Raw genomic sequence first — 15,003 nt, 5'->3', positions numbered from 1 at the left:
ACGTGAAGTGCCGAGCTGGCCAAAAAAGCCCTAGGCATTCGCCCTCGATCTGACGCGGGGGCGAATGCCAGACCCCGCGCCGGAACGCTCGACCATGGCCGCCAAGGCAAACGTCGCGCAGCGCCACAAGGTTCGATCAACTGGCCCGGCACTTTGCTCAACGGCCGTCCGCGCCAGCATGAAGACTTGCTGTTTCACCTGCGCAGCCGCTCAGCGCATGAGTTGTGGCTGGTGATCGTCGACGCTTCGGCTTCGACCCGCCGCCATCAGGCGTTGAGCGATGCCAAAGGTTTGCTGGCGCAGCTGTTCGACGACGCCTATCGGCAACGCGCGCGCCTGGCGCTGCTGACCGCCAGCGGCACGGTGCCGAAGTGGCAGGTGCAGGGGCTGAAGGCTTCCAGCGGTTTGCGCGAATGGCTCGACGGGCTCGGCGCGGGCGGTGGCACGCCATTATTGGCAGCGCTGGCGGAGGCGGGGCAGTGGCTGGACGCGCGGCGCAAACGCTTTCCGGCAGAACAACAGCGTTTGTTGCTGGTGACGGATGGGCGGCTGAAGGACTGGCCGGGTTTGCCAGCGCTGGATTGCCCTGGGCTTTTGATTGATATCGAGCGCGGACCGATTCGGCTGGGGCGGGCGCGGCAGTTGGCTTCGGAACTGCAAGCGGAGTATCGGCATATTGATGAGCTGGTTATCGGTTGAGCGCTTCCGTGTCTGGACTGGCCTCTTCGCGGGCAAGCCTCGCTCCTACAGGGTATGCGCATGATTTGTAGGAGTGAGCCTGCTCGCGATTGCATCACCACGGTTGCGGATCATCACCCTCCATCCGCATCTATGCTCAAGCAGGCCAGCCATTCACAGGAGTGAACCATGCGCGTGCTCGTCACCAATCCCCAGGACGATTTCCGCGTCAAAGCCTATGCCGGCACCAACGGCGTGCTGCTGGCCATGGACCTCGCCGAACCTCGGCGCAAAGGCCTGCTCGGGTTTGCCATCGAGAAGCAAACCGGCAGCAAACCGTGGCTGTTTCTGTTCAACAGCCTGACCTTTCCCGGCAAGCCGCACACCTTCCCCCAATATCACGCGACCCCGAGCAATATCGCGCCGCTGCAGAAATTTCGCTGGGCCGATTACGCGGTCAATCCGGGGACAACGCTGCACTACCGCGTGCACCTCGCCTACGGCACGCCCGACGCGCCGCAACTCGCTGAATATCTCGAACTGACAATCACTTCCGACGACGGTCAGCCAAGCAATCAGAGCGTGATTTTCAATCGAGCGGTGGCGGCCAGTCAGGCGTTCCAGCGCAAATTCCCCGAGCTCGACGCGCAGATCAGCGCCAACCAACACTTGCCGATCGAAGCCTGGCCACTGGCGGCGCAGCAGTGGTTGGAAAACGGCTTGCTCGGGCGTTTGCTCGGGTTTATTCAGCGCGCGCAGGACTCGAATTGGGCGCTCGACATCGCGATCTACGAATACCAGTTGCAGTCGATTATCGACGCGGTGAACGACGCATTCGCCCGCGGGGTCAAGGTTCGGGTGCTGTATCACGCGCAACCGGACGACGAAGACACGGCAATCAACCAAGCCAGCCTGGCGAACATCCCGGCAGCGAACAAGCGCGGGCGCGTCACCCATAACATCTTCCACAACAAGTTCATCGTCCTCAGCCAACGCGATGGCGCCGGCCAGTTTCAGCCGCAAGCGGTGCTCTGCGGCAGCACCAATTTCACCGCCAACGGCATTTACCGCCAAGCCAACGTGGTGCATGTGCTGGATGATCCTCGGGTTGCCGCGAGCTATTTGCAAACCTTTGAACAGGTCTGGGACAACCCGGCAGACGCCGGCGCGACGCGCACCTGGCTCAACCGGCACAACCCGATAGATCCGACGCAGGCGCTGTTCGCCGGGTTCTCGCCGCGCTCCGGTCAGGCGGATTTGCAGGCGTTTATCCGGATCATCAACGCCGCGAGAAAGGACGTGCTGTTCGTGACTGCGTTCGCCTTGCCCGACGACATTCTCAACGCGCTGCTCGGCGCACCGCACGACAACATCCTGCGTTACGGACTGCAAAATACCGTCAGCCGCATCAGTGGTTTTCATGCCGACCGCACCGCCGAATTTGCGGCGACGGCGCTACTCAATACCGGGCTGGAAGGCTGGCTGCGGGAGAACATGAAAGGGCAGAAAGGCAATTTGCTGGTGCACACCAAAGCGGTGGTGACTGACTTCACCACGGACACGCCGACGATCATCAGCGGCAGCCACAACCTCAGCGCGGCGGCGAGCAATGGCAATGATGAGAACTACCTGATCATTCGCGGTGATACGGATTTGGCGGACCGCTACGGGTTGGAGTTGCTGCGCTTTTATGAGCATTACCGGTTTCGCTATTTCGCGAAAAAACTGGCGCTGAAAGAGGTGCAGCCATTGGCGGCGGATGATCGCTGGACGCACGATTATTATGTGCAGGGCGATTTGCGTGAGTTGTCGCGATTGCGCTTTTCTGGGAGGTGATTCGGCGCGGTCGATGGCCTCTTCGCGGGCAAGCCTCGCTCCTACGGGTCATGTGCAAAACCTGTGGGAGCGAGCTTGCTCGCGATGGGGCCAGTCAATCCAGCATCAATCTCAGCGGAACCAGTTAGTCCGCGCGAACGAAAGTACCTCGTCGCCACGCCCGCTCATCACCGCTTTGAGCATGTACAAACTGAAACCTTTGGCCTGCTCAAGCTTGATCGCTGGCGGCATCGCCAGTTCTTGAGTAGCGGTGACCACGTTGACTAGCACTGGCCCGTCATGCGCCAAGGCGCGACGTAGCGCCGGTTCCAGCGCTTCGGATTCTTCAACGCGAATCCCGAGTATGCCCATCGCATTGGCCATCGCCGCAAAGTCCGGATTGTGCAGGTCTGTGCCGGTGTCGAGCATGCCGCCAGCCTTCATTTCCATCGCGACGAAACCCAGCGAAGCGTTGTCGTAAACGATGATTTTCACCGGCAGTTTCAACTGCGCGAGCGAGATGAAATCGCCCATCAACATGGCGAAACCGCCGTCGCCGGACATCGAAATCACCTGCCGATCCGGGAACGCCGCTTGCGCGCCAATGGCTTGTGGCATCGCATTGGCCATCGAGCCGTGGTTGAACGAACCGAGCAAGCGGCGCTTGCCGTTCATTTTCAGATAACGCGCGGCCCACACCGTTGGCGTGCCGACGTCGGCAGTGAAGATCGCGTCGTCATCGGCCAGTTCGCTGAGCAGTCGGGTGAGGTATTGCGGATGAATCGGCCGGCCCGGCGCCGAGGGTTCGGCGAGGTCATCCAGGCCTTTGCGGGCTTTTTCGTAATGCTTGAGCGACGAATCGAGGAAGCTGCGGTCGCCGTTGTATGGCAGGCGCGGCAGCAGCGCGGCGAGGGTTTCGCCAACGTCGGCGGCGATCCCCAGATCCAGCGCGGTGCGGCGGCCGAGCGCTTCGGGGTTGTGGTCAACCTGAATGATGGTCGCGTCGGTGGGGTAGAACTGCCGATAAGGGAAGTCGGTGCCGAGCATCACCAGCGTGTCGCAATTGAGCATCGCGTGATAACCCGAGCTGAAGCCGATCAGCCCGGTCATGCCGACGTCGAACGGGTTGTCCCATTCCACATGTTCCTTGCCGCGCAAGGCGTGCACCAACGGCGCGCCAAGGGCGTCGGCCAGCGCCACAACCTGATCATGCGCACCGGCGCAACCGGCGCCGCACATCAGCGTCACCGCTTTGCTCTGGCTGAGCAGTTCGACCATTCGATCGAGGTCATCCGGCGCAGGCAGGTGTCGCGGTTGCGAGAGCGCCGGCCATGCCTTGAGGTTGTCTTCGACTTCCTGCAACGCGACGTCGCCGGGAATCACCACCACCGCGACGCCGCGATTGAGGATCGCGCTGCGCATCGCCCGGTGCAGCACCTGCGGCATCTGCGCCGGGTTGCTGACCAGTTCGACAAAATGGCTGCATTCCTTGAACAGCTCTTGCGGGTGGGTTTCCTGGAAGTAATTGAGGCCGACTTCCGACGATGGAATCTGCGCGGCAATCGCCAATACCGGCACATGGTTGCGGTGGCAGTCGTACAAGCCGTTGATCAAGTGCAGATTGCCCGGCCCGCAACTGCCGGCACACACGGTCAAACCGCCGGTCACCTCGGCTTCCGCGCCAGCGGCAAACGCCGCGACTTCCTCGTGGCGCACGTGCATCCATTCGATGCTGTCCATCTTGCGCAAGGCGTCGGTCAGGCCGTTCAGGCTGTCGCCGGTCAGGCCCCAGATGCGTTTGACGCCAGCCTGTTCGAGGGTGGTCGCGAGTTGCTGGGCAATGGTGATTTTCGCCATGGGATGCGGCTCCATTAATCGATGAATTGTCCTCGGGATAGAAAGAGGACAACTCAACGGCGGCCATGACTCACCGCAAATCATGAAGAATTGCTCATCTCGAGCTTATGGCCGCAGCGCCGCGCCGAGCGTGGAATGCGCCGGGATCGGGCTGCGCATCAACGTGCCGACCACCAGCGCGCCGAGCAATGCCAGTAACCCGGCGACCAGCAGCAACAGACTGAAACCGCCGACGAACGCTTGCCGGGCCAACGGCTCGACCGCCGCGCGCGCAGTTTCTGGCAACAAACCCAGCGCGGCGTTCATGTCGCCAGCGACCACCCGCGAGGCGATGCCGCGCGTCTGCTCCAGCCATTGACCGCCCAGGCTATTGCGCAGGAGCAATTCGGTGTGGCTGGCAAGCAGTGCACCGAACACGCCGATTGCCAGCATGATCGCGCTGAAACGCATGGTCGTGCTCATGCCCGACGCCATGCCGGCGCGGTCGCGCGGCACGCACGCCATGATGTTTTTCTGCGTGTCGCCATTCAGCAGTCCGGCGCCGGCACCGGTCACCGCAATCGCCATGGCAAACGCAGAATAACCGCCGCTGTTGACGGCCCAGGCACTGAGCAAATTGCCGAGGCCAACCAGTGTCAGCCCGGCAGCCATCATGCTTGCCGGGGACAACCGCCTGGCGAGGCGTGCGCCGATGCTCGGGCAGATAAGCATGGTCACGGCGAACGGCAACATGCCCAATCCCGAAGCAATCGCCGAGAATCCCAAGCCGTTCTGCAGGTAGAACGGCAGCAACGTCATCATCACTTGCGCGCAACCGGCGTAGGCAAACATCCCCAGCAGCGCGCCGATGAAACGCGGATGCTTGAACAATTGCAGATCGACCATGGGCCGTTGCTGCATGCGCTCGATGATCACAAACGCGCCGAGCAATGCGGCGCCACCGAGCAGTCGGGCATAGGTCAAAGGGCTGCTCCAACCGATGCGATTGGCCTCGATCAGGCCCCAGATCAGGCACAGCAAACTGGCGCTGAATGCGAGGCTGCCCCACGGATCGAGTCGCGCCGATTGGGTGTCGCGCGATTCCGGGACGTTGCGCCAGACCAACGCCACCAGCAACAAACCCACCGGCAGGTTGAGGTAGAAAATCCAGCGCCAGCCGATGTATTCGGTAATCAAGCCGCCCAACGTCGGCGCGGCGGTCATTGCCACGCCCATGCACGCCCCCCAGAACGCCCAGGCCTTGGCGCGCTCGACGTCATCGTGAAACGTGTGGCCAATCGAGGCGAGCGCCGAGGTCAGCAACAACGCCGCGCCGACGCCTTTGATTGCGCGGGCGATATCGAGCAGCAACGCAGTTGGCGCGGCGCCGCAACCGAGGGAGGCGAGAATGAAAATGCCCAGGCCCCAGAGCAGGGTTTTCTGCCGGCCAAAGCGGTCGGCGATGCTCCCCGCCGGCAATAACAGCGCGGCGAACGCGAGCATGTAGGCGCTGACCACCCATTCGATGTCGGCGAAATTGGCGCCGAGGTCGCGGGCAATGGTCGGCAGGGTTACCGCGACAATATTGGTGTCGAGGACGATCAGCGAGCAGACACCGGAGGCGGTCAGCAGTGTCAGACGCGGGTTGACCCGGCTCATGATCGAATTGTCTTTTGAGTAAGGTGGTTGACGTACATGGTCGGCTCTCTCTACTTTGGATGCCTTGGCAGCTTATCGCGCTCCATAGCAAATGATGTTAGCTGCCAGTCGGGACTTCATTACCTTTGAGCTAACGCACCATGGATATACGGCATTTCCGCTATTTTCTGGCCGTTGCCCGGCAGCGCAATTTCACCCGCGCCGCCGAGCAACTGGGGATCGCACCGCCGACGTTGAGCCGGCAGATCCAGGACATGGAAAGCGAACTCGGCACGCGTTTGTTCCTGCGTCAGCAACGGGAAGTCAGCCTGACCGAGGCCGGAGCCGCGTTGGTCCTCGAGGCCGAGGCGACCGTGCGCCAATTCGAGTTCGCCCAACGCAGCGCGCAACGTGCCGGGCGCGGCGATCTCGGCCATATCGAGCTGGGTTACGTGGCGTCGGCGGTGTATTCCGGTCTGCTGCAAAAACAGCTTCAGGCGTTTGGCCGCGAGTGTCCGGACGTCAGCTTGAATGTGCGTGAAAGCCCGATGGCGGCGTTGCCGGGCATGGTGGTCGATGGGCGGTTCGACATCGGTTATGTGCGTTCGCCGATGCCGTTGCCCGAAGGGCTGGAAGCGATTCGGCTGGATGCGGAAGGTTTTGTCCTGGCGCTGCCGGACGATTCCTGGCTGTGTCGTTTACCGCAGATCAGCCCAGCGCATTTGCAGAACGAAACGTTCATCCTTCCCGAACAAATCAACGGCACGCTGCAGGTCGCGGCGCAGGGCGGCTTCGCCCCGAACCTGGGCGCGCAGCCGGGCGGGTTGGTCGCGGTGATAGCGTTGGTTTCATTGGGGCAAGGAGTGGCGGTAGTTCCGGAATCGGTGGTCGGGCATGTCGGATTGCCGGGCGTGGTGTATGGGCCGATTGCCGGGTGTGAGGCGAGTTCGTGGTTGTCGATGATCTATCGCCGCTTCGAGAAATCGCCGGCGGTGGCCAGGTATATCGAGCAGATCAAAAAGCGCTGAAAGCATCGCGAGCAAGCTTGCTCCCACAGGGATCTTCGGCGTTCGATAGTCCCCTGTAGGAGCGAGGCTGCTCGCGATGGCGCCCTCAAGAACAGCACAATTCCAATCCATTACAGATTTTGTAATGATTTCCCGCTGTAGGAAATGTCGCTGTCCACTGTACGCTCCAAGTCCTTTTTTCCTTTCAGGATCTGCATGAACACCCTCTCGGAGCCTCCCAGTCAGCCACCCATCTCGCGCATTCGCGCGGCCCTGACGCACGCCAGACACCCGGTTTTCCGACCTCGGTTTCCTTCTTTAATCACAGCCCCACGGCCCTCGCGCCGCACTTTGCCGTGCCCGGCATTCTGAATTCGCTGAAGAGATCGAGACATTTTTATGGAATGGATAGCTGACCCCACCGCCTGGCTGGGCTTGTTGACGTTGATCGTGCTGGAGCTGGTGCTCGGCATCGACAACCTGGTGTTTATCGCGATCCTGGCGGACAAATTGCCGCCGCATCAGCGTGACCGCGCGCGAATCATCGGGCTGTCGCTGGCGCTGCTGATGCGTCTGGGCCTGCTGGCGAGTATCTCGTGGCTGGTGACCCTGACCCAGCCGCTGTTCGAGGTGTTCGACAAGAGCTTCTCCGGGCGTGACCTGATCATGCTGTTCGGCGGCGTGTTCCTGTTGTTCAAAGCCACCATGGAATTGCACGAGCGGCTTGAAGGCCACGTCGGCCAGCGCGCGAGCAACGCGGTTTACGCGATGTTCTGGCCAATCGTCGCGCAGATCGTGGTGCTCGACGCGGTGTTCTCCCTCGACGCGGTGATTACCGCCGTCGGCATGGTTGATGAACTGGCGGTGATGATGATCGCGGTGATCATTTCCATCGGCCTGATGATCGTCGCGAGCAAACCGCTGACGCGCTTCGTCAACGAACACCCGACGGTGATCATGCTGTGTCTGGGCTTCCTGATGATGATCGGTTTCGCGCTGACCGCTGAAGGCCTGGGTTTCCACATTCCGAAAGGTTATTTGTACGCGGCCATTGGTTTCTCGATTCTGATCGAAGTGTTCAACCAGATCGCCCGCGCCCGCCGCAAACGCTCGATGCAGGGCTTGCGCCCGTTGCGTGAGCGCACGGCTCACGCGGTAATGCGCCTGCTCGGCGGTCGCCGTTTGGCTGCCGAAGAAGTTGGCGAAGAAATTGCCGATTTGCTCGATCACGGCGAAACGCCGACTGAAGCGCTGTTCGACCGCCGTGAACGGGTGATGATCAGCGGCGTGCTGCAACTGGCCGAACGGCCGATTCGCACGCTGATGACGGTGCGGGCTGACGTCGATCACATCGATTTGTCCGACGATGCCGAGACTATTCGTACACGGCTGATGCATTCGTCCTACTCGCGATTGCCACTGATCCGCGATGGCGCGGTAGATGAGCCGTTGGGCTTCGTGCATAAAAAGGAGCTGCTGAAGGATTACCTGGGCGGCACCGAGCCCGATCTGCGGGACCTGGCGCGCACCACGATCAATCTGCTGGAAAGCTATTCGATCCTCAATGCCCTGGAGCAGATGCGCAAAGCCTCGACGCACATTGCCTTTGTGGTCAATGAATTCGGCGACTTCGTCGGCATTTTGACCATGACCGACATTCTCGAATCGATTGCCGGCGAGCTGCCGGACGCCAGCGAAATCGAAGGCCCGGACGTCATTGAAGAGCAGGGCGGGTTTATGGTCAGTGGTGCGTTGAACCTGACGCGAGTGCGCCAGTTGACCGGCTTCAGCGCCGAGCCGACCGACAACTACCAAACCCTCGCCGGGCTGGTGATGAGCGTGCTCGATCGCTTGCCGATGATCGGCGACAGCCATGAGCGAGACGGCTGGCTGATGACGGTTATGGCGGTTGAAGAGCGGCGGGTGGTGCGGGTGATGTTGAAGCGTATCGACGGCTGATTCTTCAGCGATTTTGCGGGCCTCATCGCGAGCAGGCTCACTCCTACATTGGATCGCGAATGAACACCAAATGTGTGTTCACCACCAATCCCTGTAGGAGTGAGCCTGCTCGCGAAGCTTTCCAACCGACGACACACCCCTCAAACCCCAACCAGCCCTCGCGCCCGCGGCACAGTGCACAACCCCCGCAACGTGCGCCGCAGCCACGCCAGATCATGTCGCGGTTTGCGCGCCTTGTGCCGGGGCCGCCCCCGGCCAATATGCGCAACAAAATCCGCCTCCAGCTTCTGCTGATTGCCAAACCCCTTGAGCTTTTTCAGCAGCTTCCCATCCCGGTAAAACAACACCGTCGGCGTCCCCGTCACATCCGGGTGCCGCGGCGATTCGCGGGTGTTCAACATATAAATGCTCGCGTGATGCCGATACGGCTCGGCGGTCTCGCGGAAAATCGGCGCAGCCTCTTCGCAAGCAGGGCAATGCTCGTTACCGAAATAAAGAATCACCGGCCGCCACGTGTTCAAGGCCTTGCGATACAGCGGCGGTAACGCCGTTGGAGAAGTTGTCGAACGCATGGAAATCTCCTTTTTCACAACGATCATCGAAGGCTCGATGACGTTAAAGGAGGGCGAGGGGTGGGTCTACTGTCAGAAATTACAGTTCGTTTTCCTACGCTCATATGGATTTGTCCCACTGCACTGCAGGACAGGCCTGACGGTAAACGCGGAAACGCAGGAGTGGCGGGCGTGATACTTTTTAGTCAATCGTTCAGGGTGATAACCAAGAGGCATTGAGTGCAGCGTTTATGCCAAAAGGACGGGCCGGACGCGCTTCAGAGTGCTATTTTTAGCACTTCTTAAAGCACCCCGAGGGACAAGGTTATGACACATATCGTGCTTTCGCAGGTTGTTGCGAGTATCTCTGAATTGAAGAAAAATCCAATGGGTACGGTTGCTGCGGGTGGTGGTCTGTCTGTCGCGATACTCAACCGTAACGAACCGGCTTTCTACTGTGTCCCCGCCAAAGAATACGAAGCGATGATCAATCGCTTGGATGATTTGGAGTTGATCGCCCTTTGTAAAGAACGGGAAAACGACCCGACCATAAAGGTCTCAATCGATGACCTATGAGCTGGAGTTTTCTGAAAAGGCTTGGAAGGAATGGAACAAACTCGGGGCGAATCTCAGAGAACAATTCAAAAAAAAGCTGCAAGAACGGATCTTGAATCCGCATGTTGCGGGCGACCGATTCCATGGGCTAGGAAATGCTTACAAGATCAAGCTGCAAAGCGCCGGGTATCGACTGGTATATCGCGTTAGAGATGAAGTTCTTATCGTCACCGTGATAGCCGTAGGCAAACGAGAGCGAGGAGAGGTTTATAAGGAGGCGCAAATGCGCCAATGCGTCACGGATTGACCGTTTCATCTCGCGTTCTCCTGCACTGCTGCGATGCACCCAGTGCGTCCGACTTCAATATTGTGGTGCAAATACCCGCTCAACTGAGGCAAACGGTAGCGCTCGCTAACCTGTGCATCCGGTAACGCTCTCTAGCGTCAGCCACCCATCCCCCTGATTCAAAACACATTTAAATCTCCCCCACATCCCGCACCCATCCTGTGGCACACTTTCTGCTGTCTATTCCGTTGTTACACACCGACGTCCGGTATAGCGGAATAAACATTAATCTGGAGTGCTTGCCATGCATCGCCGACCTTCCTTGTTTAAAGCGTGTGTCTTTCTGTTTGTGGCTACGGCTGCGGCTGTGGGTGTTGCCCAGGCGGCGGACAGCAAGCTTGATAGCGTGCTGGCCCGTGGAAAATTGATCGTCGGTACAGGCAGTACCAACGCGCCGTGGCATTTTCAGGGAGCGGATGGCAAGTTGCAGGGTTTTGATATCGACATCGCGCGGATCGTCGCCAAGGGTTTGTTCAACGACCCGAGCAAAGTCGAGTTCGTGGTGCAGTCCTCCGATGCGCGGATTCCCAATCTGCTGACCGACAAGGTCGACATGAGTTGCCAGTTCATCACCGTCACCGCCAGCCGCGCGCAGCAGGTCGCGTTCACCCTGCCGTATTACCGCGAAGGCGTGGGCCTGCTGTTGCCGGCGAACAGCAAATACAAGGAAATCGAAGACCTTAAAGCGGCGGGCGATGACGTTACGGTGGCGGTGTTGCAGAACGTGTACGCCGAAGAGCTGGTGCACCAGGCGTTGCCGCAGGCCAAGGTCGATCAGTACGACAGCGTCGATTTGATGTACCAAGCAGTGAACTCCGGGCGTGCCGACGCGGCCGCCACCGATCAGTCCTCGGTCAAATACCTGATGGTGCAGAACGCTGGCCGTTATCGCAGCCCGACCTATGCCTGGAGCCCGCAAACCTATGCATGCGCGGTTAAACGTGGCGATCAGGACTGGTTGAATTTCGTCAACACCGCGTTGCATGAAGCCATGACCGGCGTTGAGTTTCCGACCTACTCGGCATCGTTCAAACAGTGGTTTGGCGTAGACCTGCCGAGCCCGGCAATCGGTTTCCCAGTCGAATTCAAATGATCCCGTGAGAGCAGGGCGGCTGCCACAGCGCCCCGCTCAAGGTATTGCTGACCATGAATTATCAGTTGAACTTTGCGGCCGTCTGGCGCGATTTCGACACCTTGCTGGCAGGGCTCGGTCTGGGCCTGGAGCTGGCGCTGGTGTCGATCGCGATCGGCTGCGTGATTGGCCTGCTGATGGCGTTTGCCTTGTTATCGAAGCATCGCGCATTGCGGGTGTTGGCCTCGGTGTACGTGACGGTGATCCGCAACACGCCGATTCTGGTGTTGATTCTGTTGATCTACTTTGCCTTGCCGAGCCTGGGGATTCGCCTCGACAAGATCCCTTCGTTCATCGTCACGCTGTCGTTGTATGCCGGCGCGTACCTGACCGAAGTGTTCCGTGGCGGCTTGCTTAGCATTCCCAAGGGGCAGCGCGAAGCGGGGCTGGCTATCGGCCTCGGCGAGTGGCAGGTCAAGGCTTACGTGACCGTGCCGGTGATGCTGCGCAACGTCCTGCCGGCGCTGTCGAACAACTTCATTTCACTGTTCAAGGACACCTCGCTGGCGGCGGCGATTGCCGTGCCGGAGCTGACCTATTACGCGCGCAAGATCAATGTCGAGAGCTACCGGGTGATTGAAACCTGGATGGTCACCACTGCGCTCTATGTTGCGGCCTGTTACCTCATCGCCATGCTGCTGCGTTACCTCGAGCAGCGTCTGGCGATCCGCCGATAGGAGCCTCTCATGTACGAATCCCCCAGTTGGCTGCATGAGTTATGGATTGCCCGCGAAACCCTGCTGTCGGGGTTCATCACCAGCGTGCAAGTCTCGGCGCTGGCGATTCTGTTCGGCACCTTGATCGGCATTGTGGCCGGGCTGGTGCTGACTTACGGCAACGTCTGGATGCGCGCACCGTTTCGCTTTTACGTCGACATCATCCGTGGCACGCCAGTGTTTGTGCTGGTGCTCGCCTGCTTCTACATGGCGCCGGCGCTGGGCTGGCAGATCAGCGCGTTTCAGGCCGGTGCCTTGGGGCTGACGCTGTTTTGCGGTTCGCACGTCGCGGAAATTGTCCGCGGCGCCTTGCAAGCCTTGCCCCGTGGGCAGATGGAAGCGGGCAAGGCGATTGGCCTGACGTTTTATCAATCGCTGGGCTACGTGCTGTTGCCCCAAGCCTTGCGGCAGATCCTGCCGACCTGGGTCAACTCGTCCACCGAAATCGTCAAGGCCTCGACCTTGCTGTCGGTGATCGGCGTCGCCGAGTTGCTGCTGAGCACGCAACAAATCATCGCCCGGACCTTCATGACTCTGGAGTTTTACCTGTTCGCCGGTTTCCTCTTCTTCGTCATCAACTACGCCATCGAATTACTCGGCCGGCACATTGAAAAGCGGGTGGCTTTGCCATGACTCAGACTTCTATTGCAGCAAACGGCCAGGCCCTGCTGGACATTCGCGGCCTGCACAAACAATACGGCCCACTCGAAGTGCTCAAGGGCGTCGACCTGACCATGCAGCGCGGCAACGTGGTCACGCTAATCGGTTCCAGCGGCTCGGGGAAAACCACGCTGCTGCGTTGCGTGAACATGCTCGAAGAGTTTCAGGGCGGGCAGATCCTGCTCGATGGCGAATCGATCGGTTATGACGAGGTCAACGGCAAACGCGTGCGTCACGGTGAAAAAGTCATCGCCCGCCATCGCGCGATGACCGGCATGGCGTTCCAGCAATTCAACCTGTTTCCGCACCTCACGGCGTTGCAGAACGTCACGCTCGGCTTGCTCAAGGTCAAGAAGCTGCACAAGGACCAAGCCGTCGCGCTCGCGGAAAAATGGCTGGAGCGCGTCGGCCTGCTGGAGCGCCGCGATCACTATCCCGGCCAGTTGTCCGGCGGGCAGCAGCAGCGCGTGGCAATTGCCCGGGCGATTGCGATGAACCCGAGCCTGATGCTGTTTGACGAAGTGACTTCGGCGCTCGACCCGGAGTTGGTCGGCGAAGTGCTGAACGTGATCAAGGGCCTCGCCGATGAAGGCATGACCATGCTGCTGGTGACCCACGAAATGCGTTTTGCCTTCGAAGTCTCGGACAAGATCGTGTTCATGAATCAGGGCCGGATCGAAGAGCAGGGGCCACCCAAGGAATTGTTCGAACACCCGAAATCGCCGCGTCTGGCGGAGTTTCTGAAGAACACGCGTTTCTGATTTTTTCAAAATTTTACGAATTTTCAACCAGGAGAAACATTCATGAGCATTACTCGTTACGGCACCGGCAGCACCGCTGCTGGCGGCCAGCCTCGACCTTTCGCCCGCGCCGTTGAAGCCGATGGCTGGCTGCACGTTTCCGGGCAGGTGCCGGCGGTGGATGGCGAGATCATCACTGGCGGCATTGTCGAACAGACCCACCAGACCATGAAGAACCTGATCGCGATCCTCGAAGAAGCCGGTTATGGCCTGGAAGACGTGGTGCGCGCCGGAGTGTGGCTGGAGGATCCGCGGGACTTCAGCAGTTTCAACAAGGTTTTCTCCGAGTACTTCAAAAGCGAACACGCCCCGGCCCGCGCCTGTGTGCAGGCGAACATGATGGTCGACTGCAAAGTCGAGATCGACTGCATTGCGTACAAGAAAAAGGCCTGAGACTGGCGGTGACTGCTTCGCGGGCAAGCCTCGCTCCTACAGGGGAATGCGGTTTCATGTAGGAGCGAGGCTTGCCCGCGAAGGCGCCGTAACAGTCACCACCGTACTCTGGTTAAACTCCCGGCACTTTGAATGGGAACTTGAAACATGACCGAAGACACCATCAAGCGCCGGGCACGGGGTCTGGACCGGGCGTTCGATATTCTCGATTTCCTCAAGGAAATCGGCCAGCCGCTGCGCCCCAACGAAATTGCCAGTGGCATCGGCAGCCCGAAATCGACGGTTTACGAACTGGTCGCTTCGCTGCTCGAACGACGGATTCTCGAACCGGTCGGCAAGGACGGTCACGTCTACCTCGGCCGCCAGTTGTACTTCCTCGGGCAGGCGCACTTGCGGCATTTCGACCTCACTCGCGAGGCCGATCACGCCTTGCAGGAGATCGTCAGCCAGACCCGCGAAACCGCGCAGATGTGCCTGCTGAACGGGCGTAAATACACGGTGGCGCTGATGAAGGAGGGCGAGCGGCATTTCCGCATTTCCTCAGATATTGGGGAAAACGCGCCGATTCCGTGGACCGCTTCCGGGCGCCTGCTGCTGTCGCATTTGAGCGATCAAGCGATCGTCGACCTGATCGACCACGATGACTTCATCCTGCCCAACGGTGAACGCCTGCCGCTGGAGCAGTTTCTTCAAGAGATCCGCCAGGCCGGTGTCGACGGCTTTTTCTCCTTCGACAGCGTCGCCGACACCTTCACCCACTGCTTCGCCGCCCCGGTCAAAGACCCCAACGGCGTGGCCATTGCGACCCTGTGCATCGTCGCCCCACGGGCCGACGCAAAAAACAATTACAACGACTATCGCCGGGTGCTGATCGACAGCGCCAACAGCCTCGCCCGGCGTATCAACGAATAAAGCGG

At 60.0% G+C, this 15,003-nt stretch carries 15 protein-coding genes; 12 read left to right on the top strand and 3 right to left on the bottom strand.

The annotated features are described in order from the left end of the window. Nucleotides 1-36: 36 nt before the first annotated feature. A complete protein-coding gene (locus BI292_RS18855) occupies nt 37-699 on the top strand; it encodes a VWA domain-containing protein (protein WP_101208768.1) in 663 nt (220 codons plus the stop codon). Nucleotides 700-867: 168 nt separating this feature from the next. Beyond that, nucleotides 868-2,514, top strand: coding sequence for a phospholipase D-like domain-containing protein (locus BI292_RS18850; RefSeq protein WP_101208767.1), 1,647 nt, complete (start codon nt 868-870; stop codon nt 2,512-2,514). Between the two features lie 111 nt (nt 2,515-2,625). On the opposite strand, the gene poxB is transcribed toward BI292_RS18850, so the two are convergent. Next, nucleotides 2,626-4,350 (bottom strand): ubiquinone-dependent pyruvate dehydrogenase, encoded by a 1,725-nt coding sequence (gene poxB / locus BI292_RS18845; protein WP_101208766.1) that lies wholly within the window; start codon nt 4,348-4,350, stop codon nt 2,626-2,628. 105 nt (nt 4,351-4,455) lie between these two features. Beyond that, complete coding sequence (locus tag BI292_RS18840) at nt 4,456-5,988, bottom strand: MFS transporter (protein ID WP_101208765.1); 1,533 nt, start codon at nt 5,986-5,988, stop codon at nt 4,456-4,458. A 140-nt stretch (nt 5,989-6,128) separates the two neighbouring features. On the opposite strand from BI292_RS18840, the gene BI292_RS18835 reads away from it, so the two are divergent. Both BI292_RS18835 and BI292_RS18830 read left to right on the top strand, forming a co-directional pair. Then, the gene (locus BI292_RS18835) at nt 6,129-6,995 is read left to right on the top strand and encodes a LysR family transcriptional regulator (RefSeq protein WP_101208764.1); all 867 of its coding nucleotides are present in this window, start codon (nt 6,129-6,131) and stop codon (nt 6,993-6,995) included. Nucleotides 6,996-7,373: 378 nt separating this feature from the next. Beyond that, nucleotides 7,374-8,933: a TerC family protein gene (locus tag BI292_RS18830; protein WP_092269254.1), complete on the top strand. Its 1,560-nt coding sequence runs from the start codon at nt 7,374-7,376 to the stop codon at nt 8,931-8,933. A 140-nt stretch (nt 8,934-9,073) separates the two neighbouring features. Here BI292_RS18830 and BI292_RS18825 read toward each other — a convergent pair whose 3' ends face one another. Next, nucleotides 9,074-9,505 (bottom strand): thioredoxin family protein, encoded by a 432-nt coding sequence (locus tag BI292_RS18825; protein WP_101208763.1) that lies wholly within the window; start codon nt 9,503-9,505, stop codon nt 9,074-9,076. Nucleotides 9,506-9,811: 306 nt separating this feature from the next. Here BI292_RS18825 and BI292_RS18820 point away from each other — a divergent pair, with 306 nt between their 5' ends. From BI292_RS18820 to BI292_RS18785, 8 genes are all read left to right on the top strand, one after another. Beyond that, complete coding sequence (locus BI292_RS18820) at nt 9,812-10,060, top strand: type II toxin-antitoxin system Phd/YefM family antitoxin (RefSeq protein ID WP_092269249.1); 249 nt, start codon at nt 9,812-9,814, stop codon at nt 10,058-10,060. After that, a complete protein-coding gene (locus tag BI292_RS18815) occupies nt 10,050-10,346 on the top strand; it encodes a type II toxin-antitoxin system RelE/ParE family toxin (RefSeq protein ID WP_101208762.1) in 297 nt (98 codons plus the stop codon). Before BI292_RS18820 ends, BI292_RS18815 begins: the two co-directional genes overlap by 11 nt. A 283-nt stretch (nt 10,347-10,629) precedes the next feature. Then, nucleotides 10,630-11,478, top strand: a complete 849-nt coding sequence (locus BI292_RS18810; RefSeq protein ID WP_101208761.1) for a transporter substrate-binding domain-containing protein — start codon at nt 10,630-10,632, stop codon at nt 11,476-11,478. A gap of 53 nt (nt 11,479-11,531) precedes the next feature. Beyond that, entirely contained in the window at nt 11,532-12,194 is a 663-nt protein-coding gene (locus BI292_RS18805; protein ID WP_092269241.1) for an amino acid ABC transporter permease, read from the top strand. 9 nt (nt 12,195-12,203) lie between these two features. After that, entirely contained in the window at nt 12,204-12,866 is a 663-nt protein-coding gene (locus BI292_RS18800) for an amino acid ABC transporter permease (protein ID WP_092269237.1), read from the top strand. Continuing rightward, nucleotides 12,863-13,654 (top strand): amino acid ABC transporter ATP-binding protein, encoded by a 792-nt coding sequence (locus tag BI292_RS18795; protein WP_092269234.1) that lies wholly within the window; start codon nt 12,863-12,865, stop codon nt 13,652-13,654. The genes BI292_RS18800 and BI292_RS18795 overlap by 4 nt, the downstream gene beginning before the upstream one ends. Before the next feature lie 42 nt (nt 13,655-13,696). After that, complete coding sequence (locus tag BI292_RS18790) at nt 13,697-14,086, top strand: RidA family protein (protein WP_092269232.1); 390 nt, start codon at nt 13,697-13,699, stop codon at nt 14,084-14,086. A gap of 147 nt (nt 14,087-14,233) precedes the next feature. Next, nucleotides 14,234-14,998, top strand: a complete 765-nt coding sequence (locus tag BI292_RS18785; RefSeq protein WP_092269230.1) for an IclR family transcriptional regulator — start codon at nt 14,234-14,236, stop codon at nt 14,996-14,998. The last annotated feature ends 5 nt before the right edge of the window (nt 14,999-15,003 follow it).

Source organism: Pseudomonas sp. 43NM1, from assembly GCF_002836905.1.
Taxonomy (GTDB): Bacteria; Pseudomonadota; Gammaproteobacteria; order Pseudomonadales; family Pseudomonadaceae; genus Aquipseudomonas; species Aquipseudomonas prosekii.
This window is presented reverse-complemented; position numbering and strand designations above follow the sequence as displayed.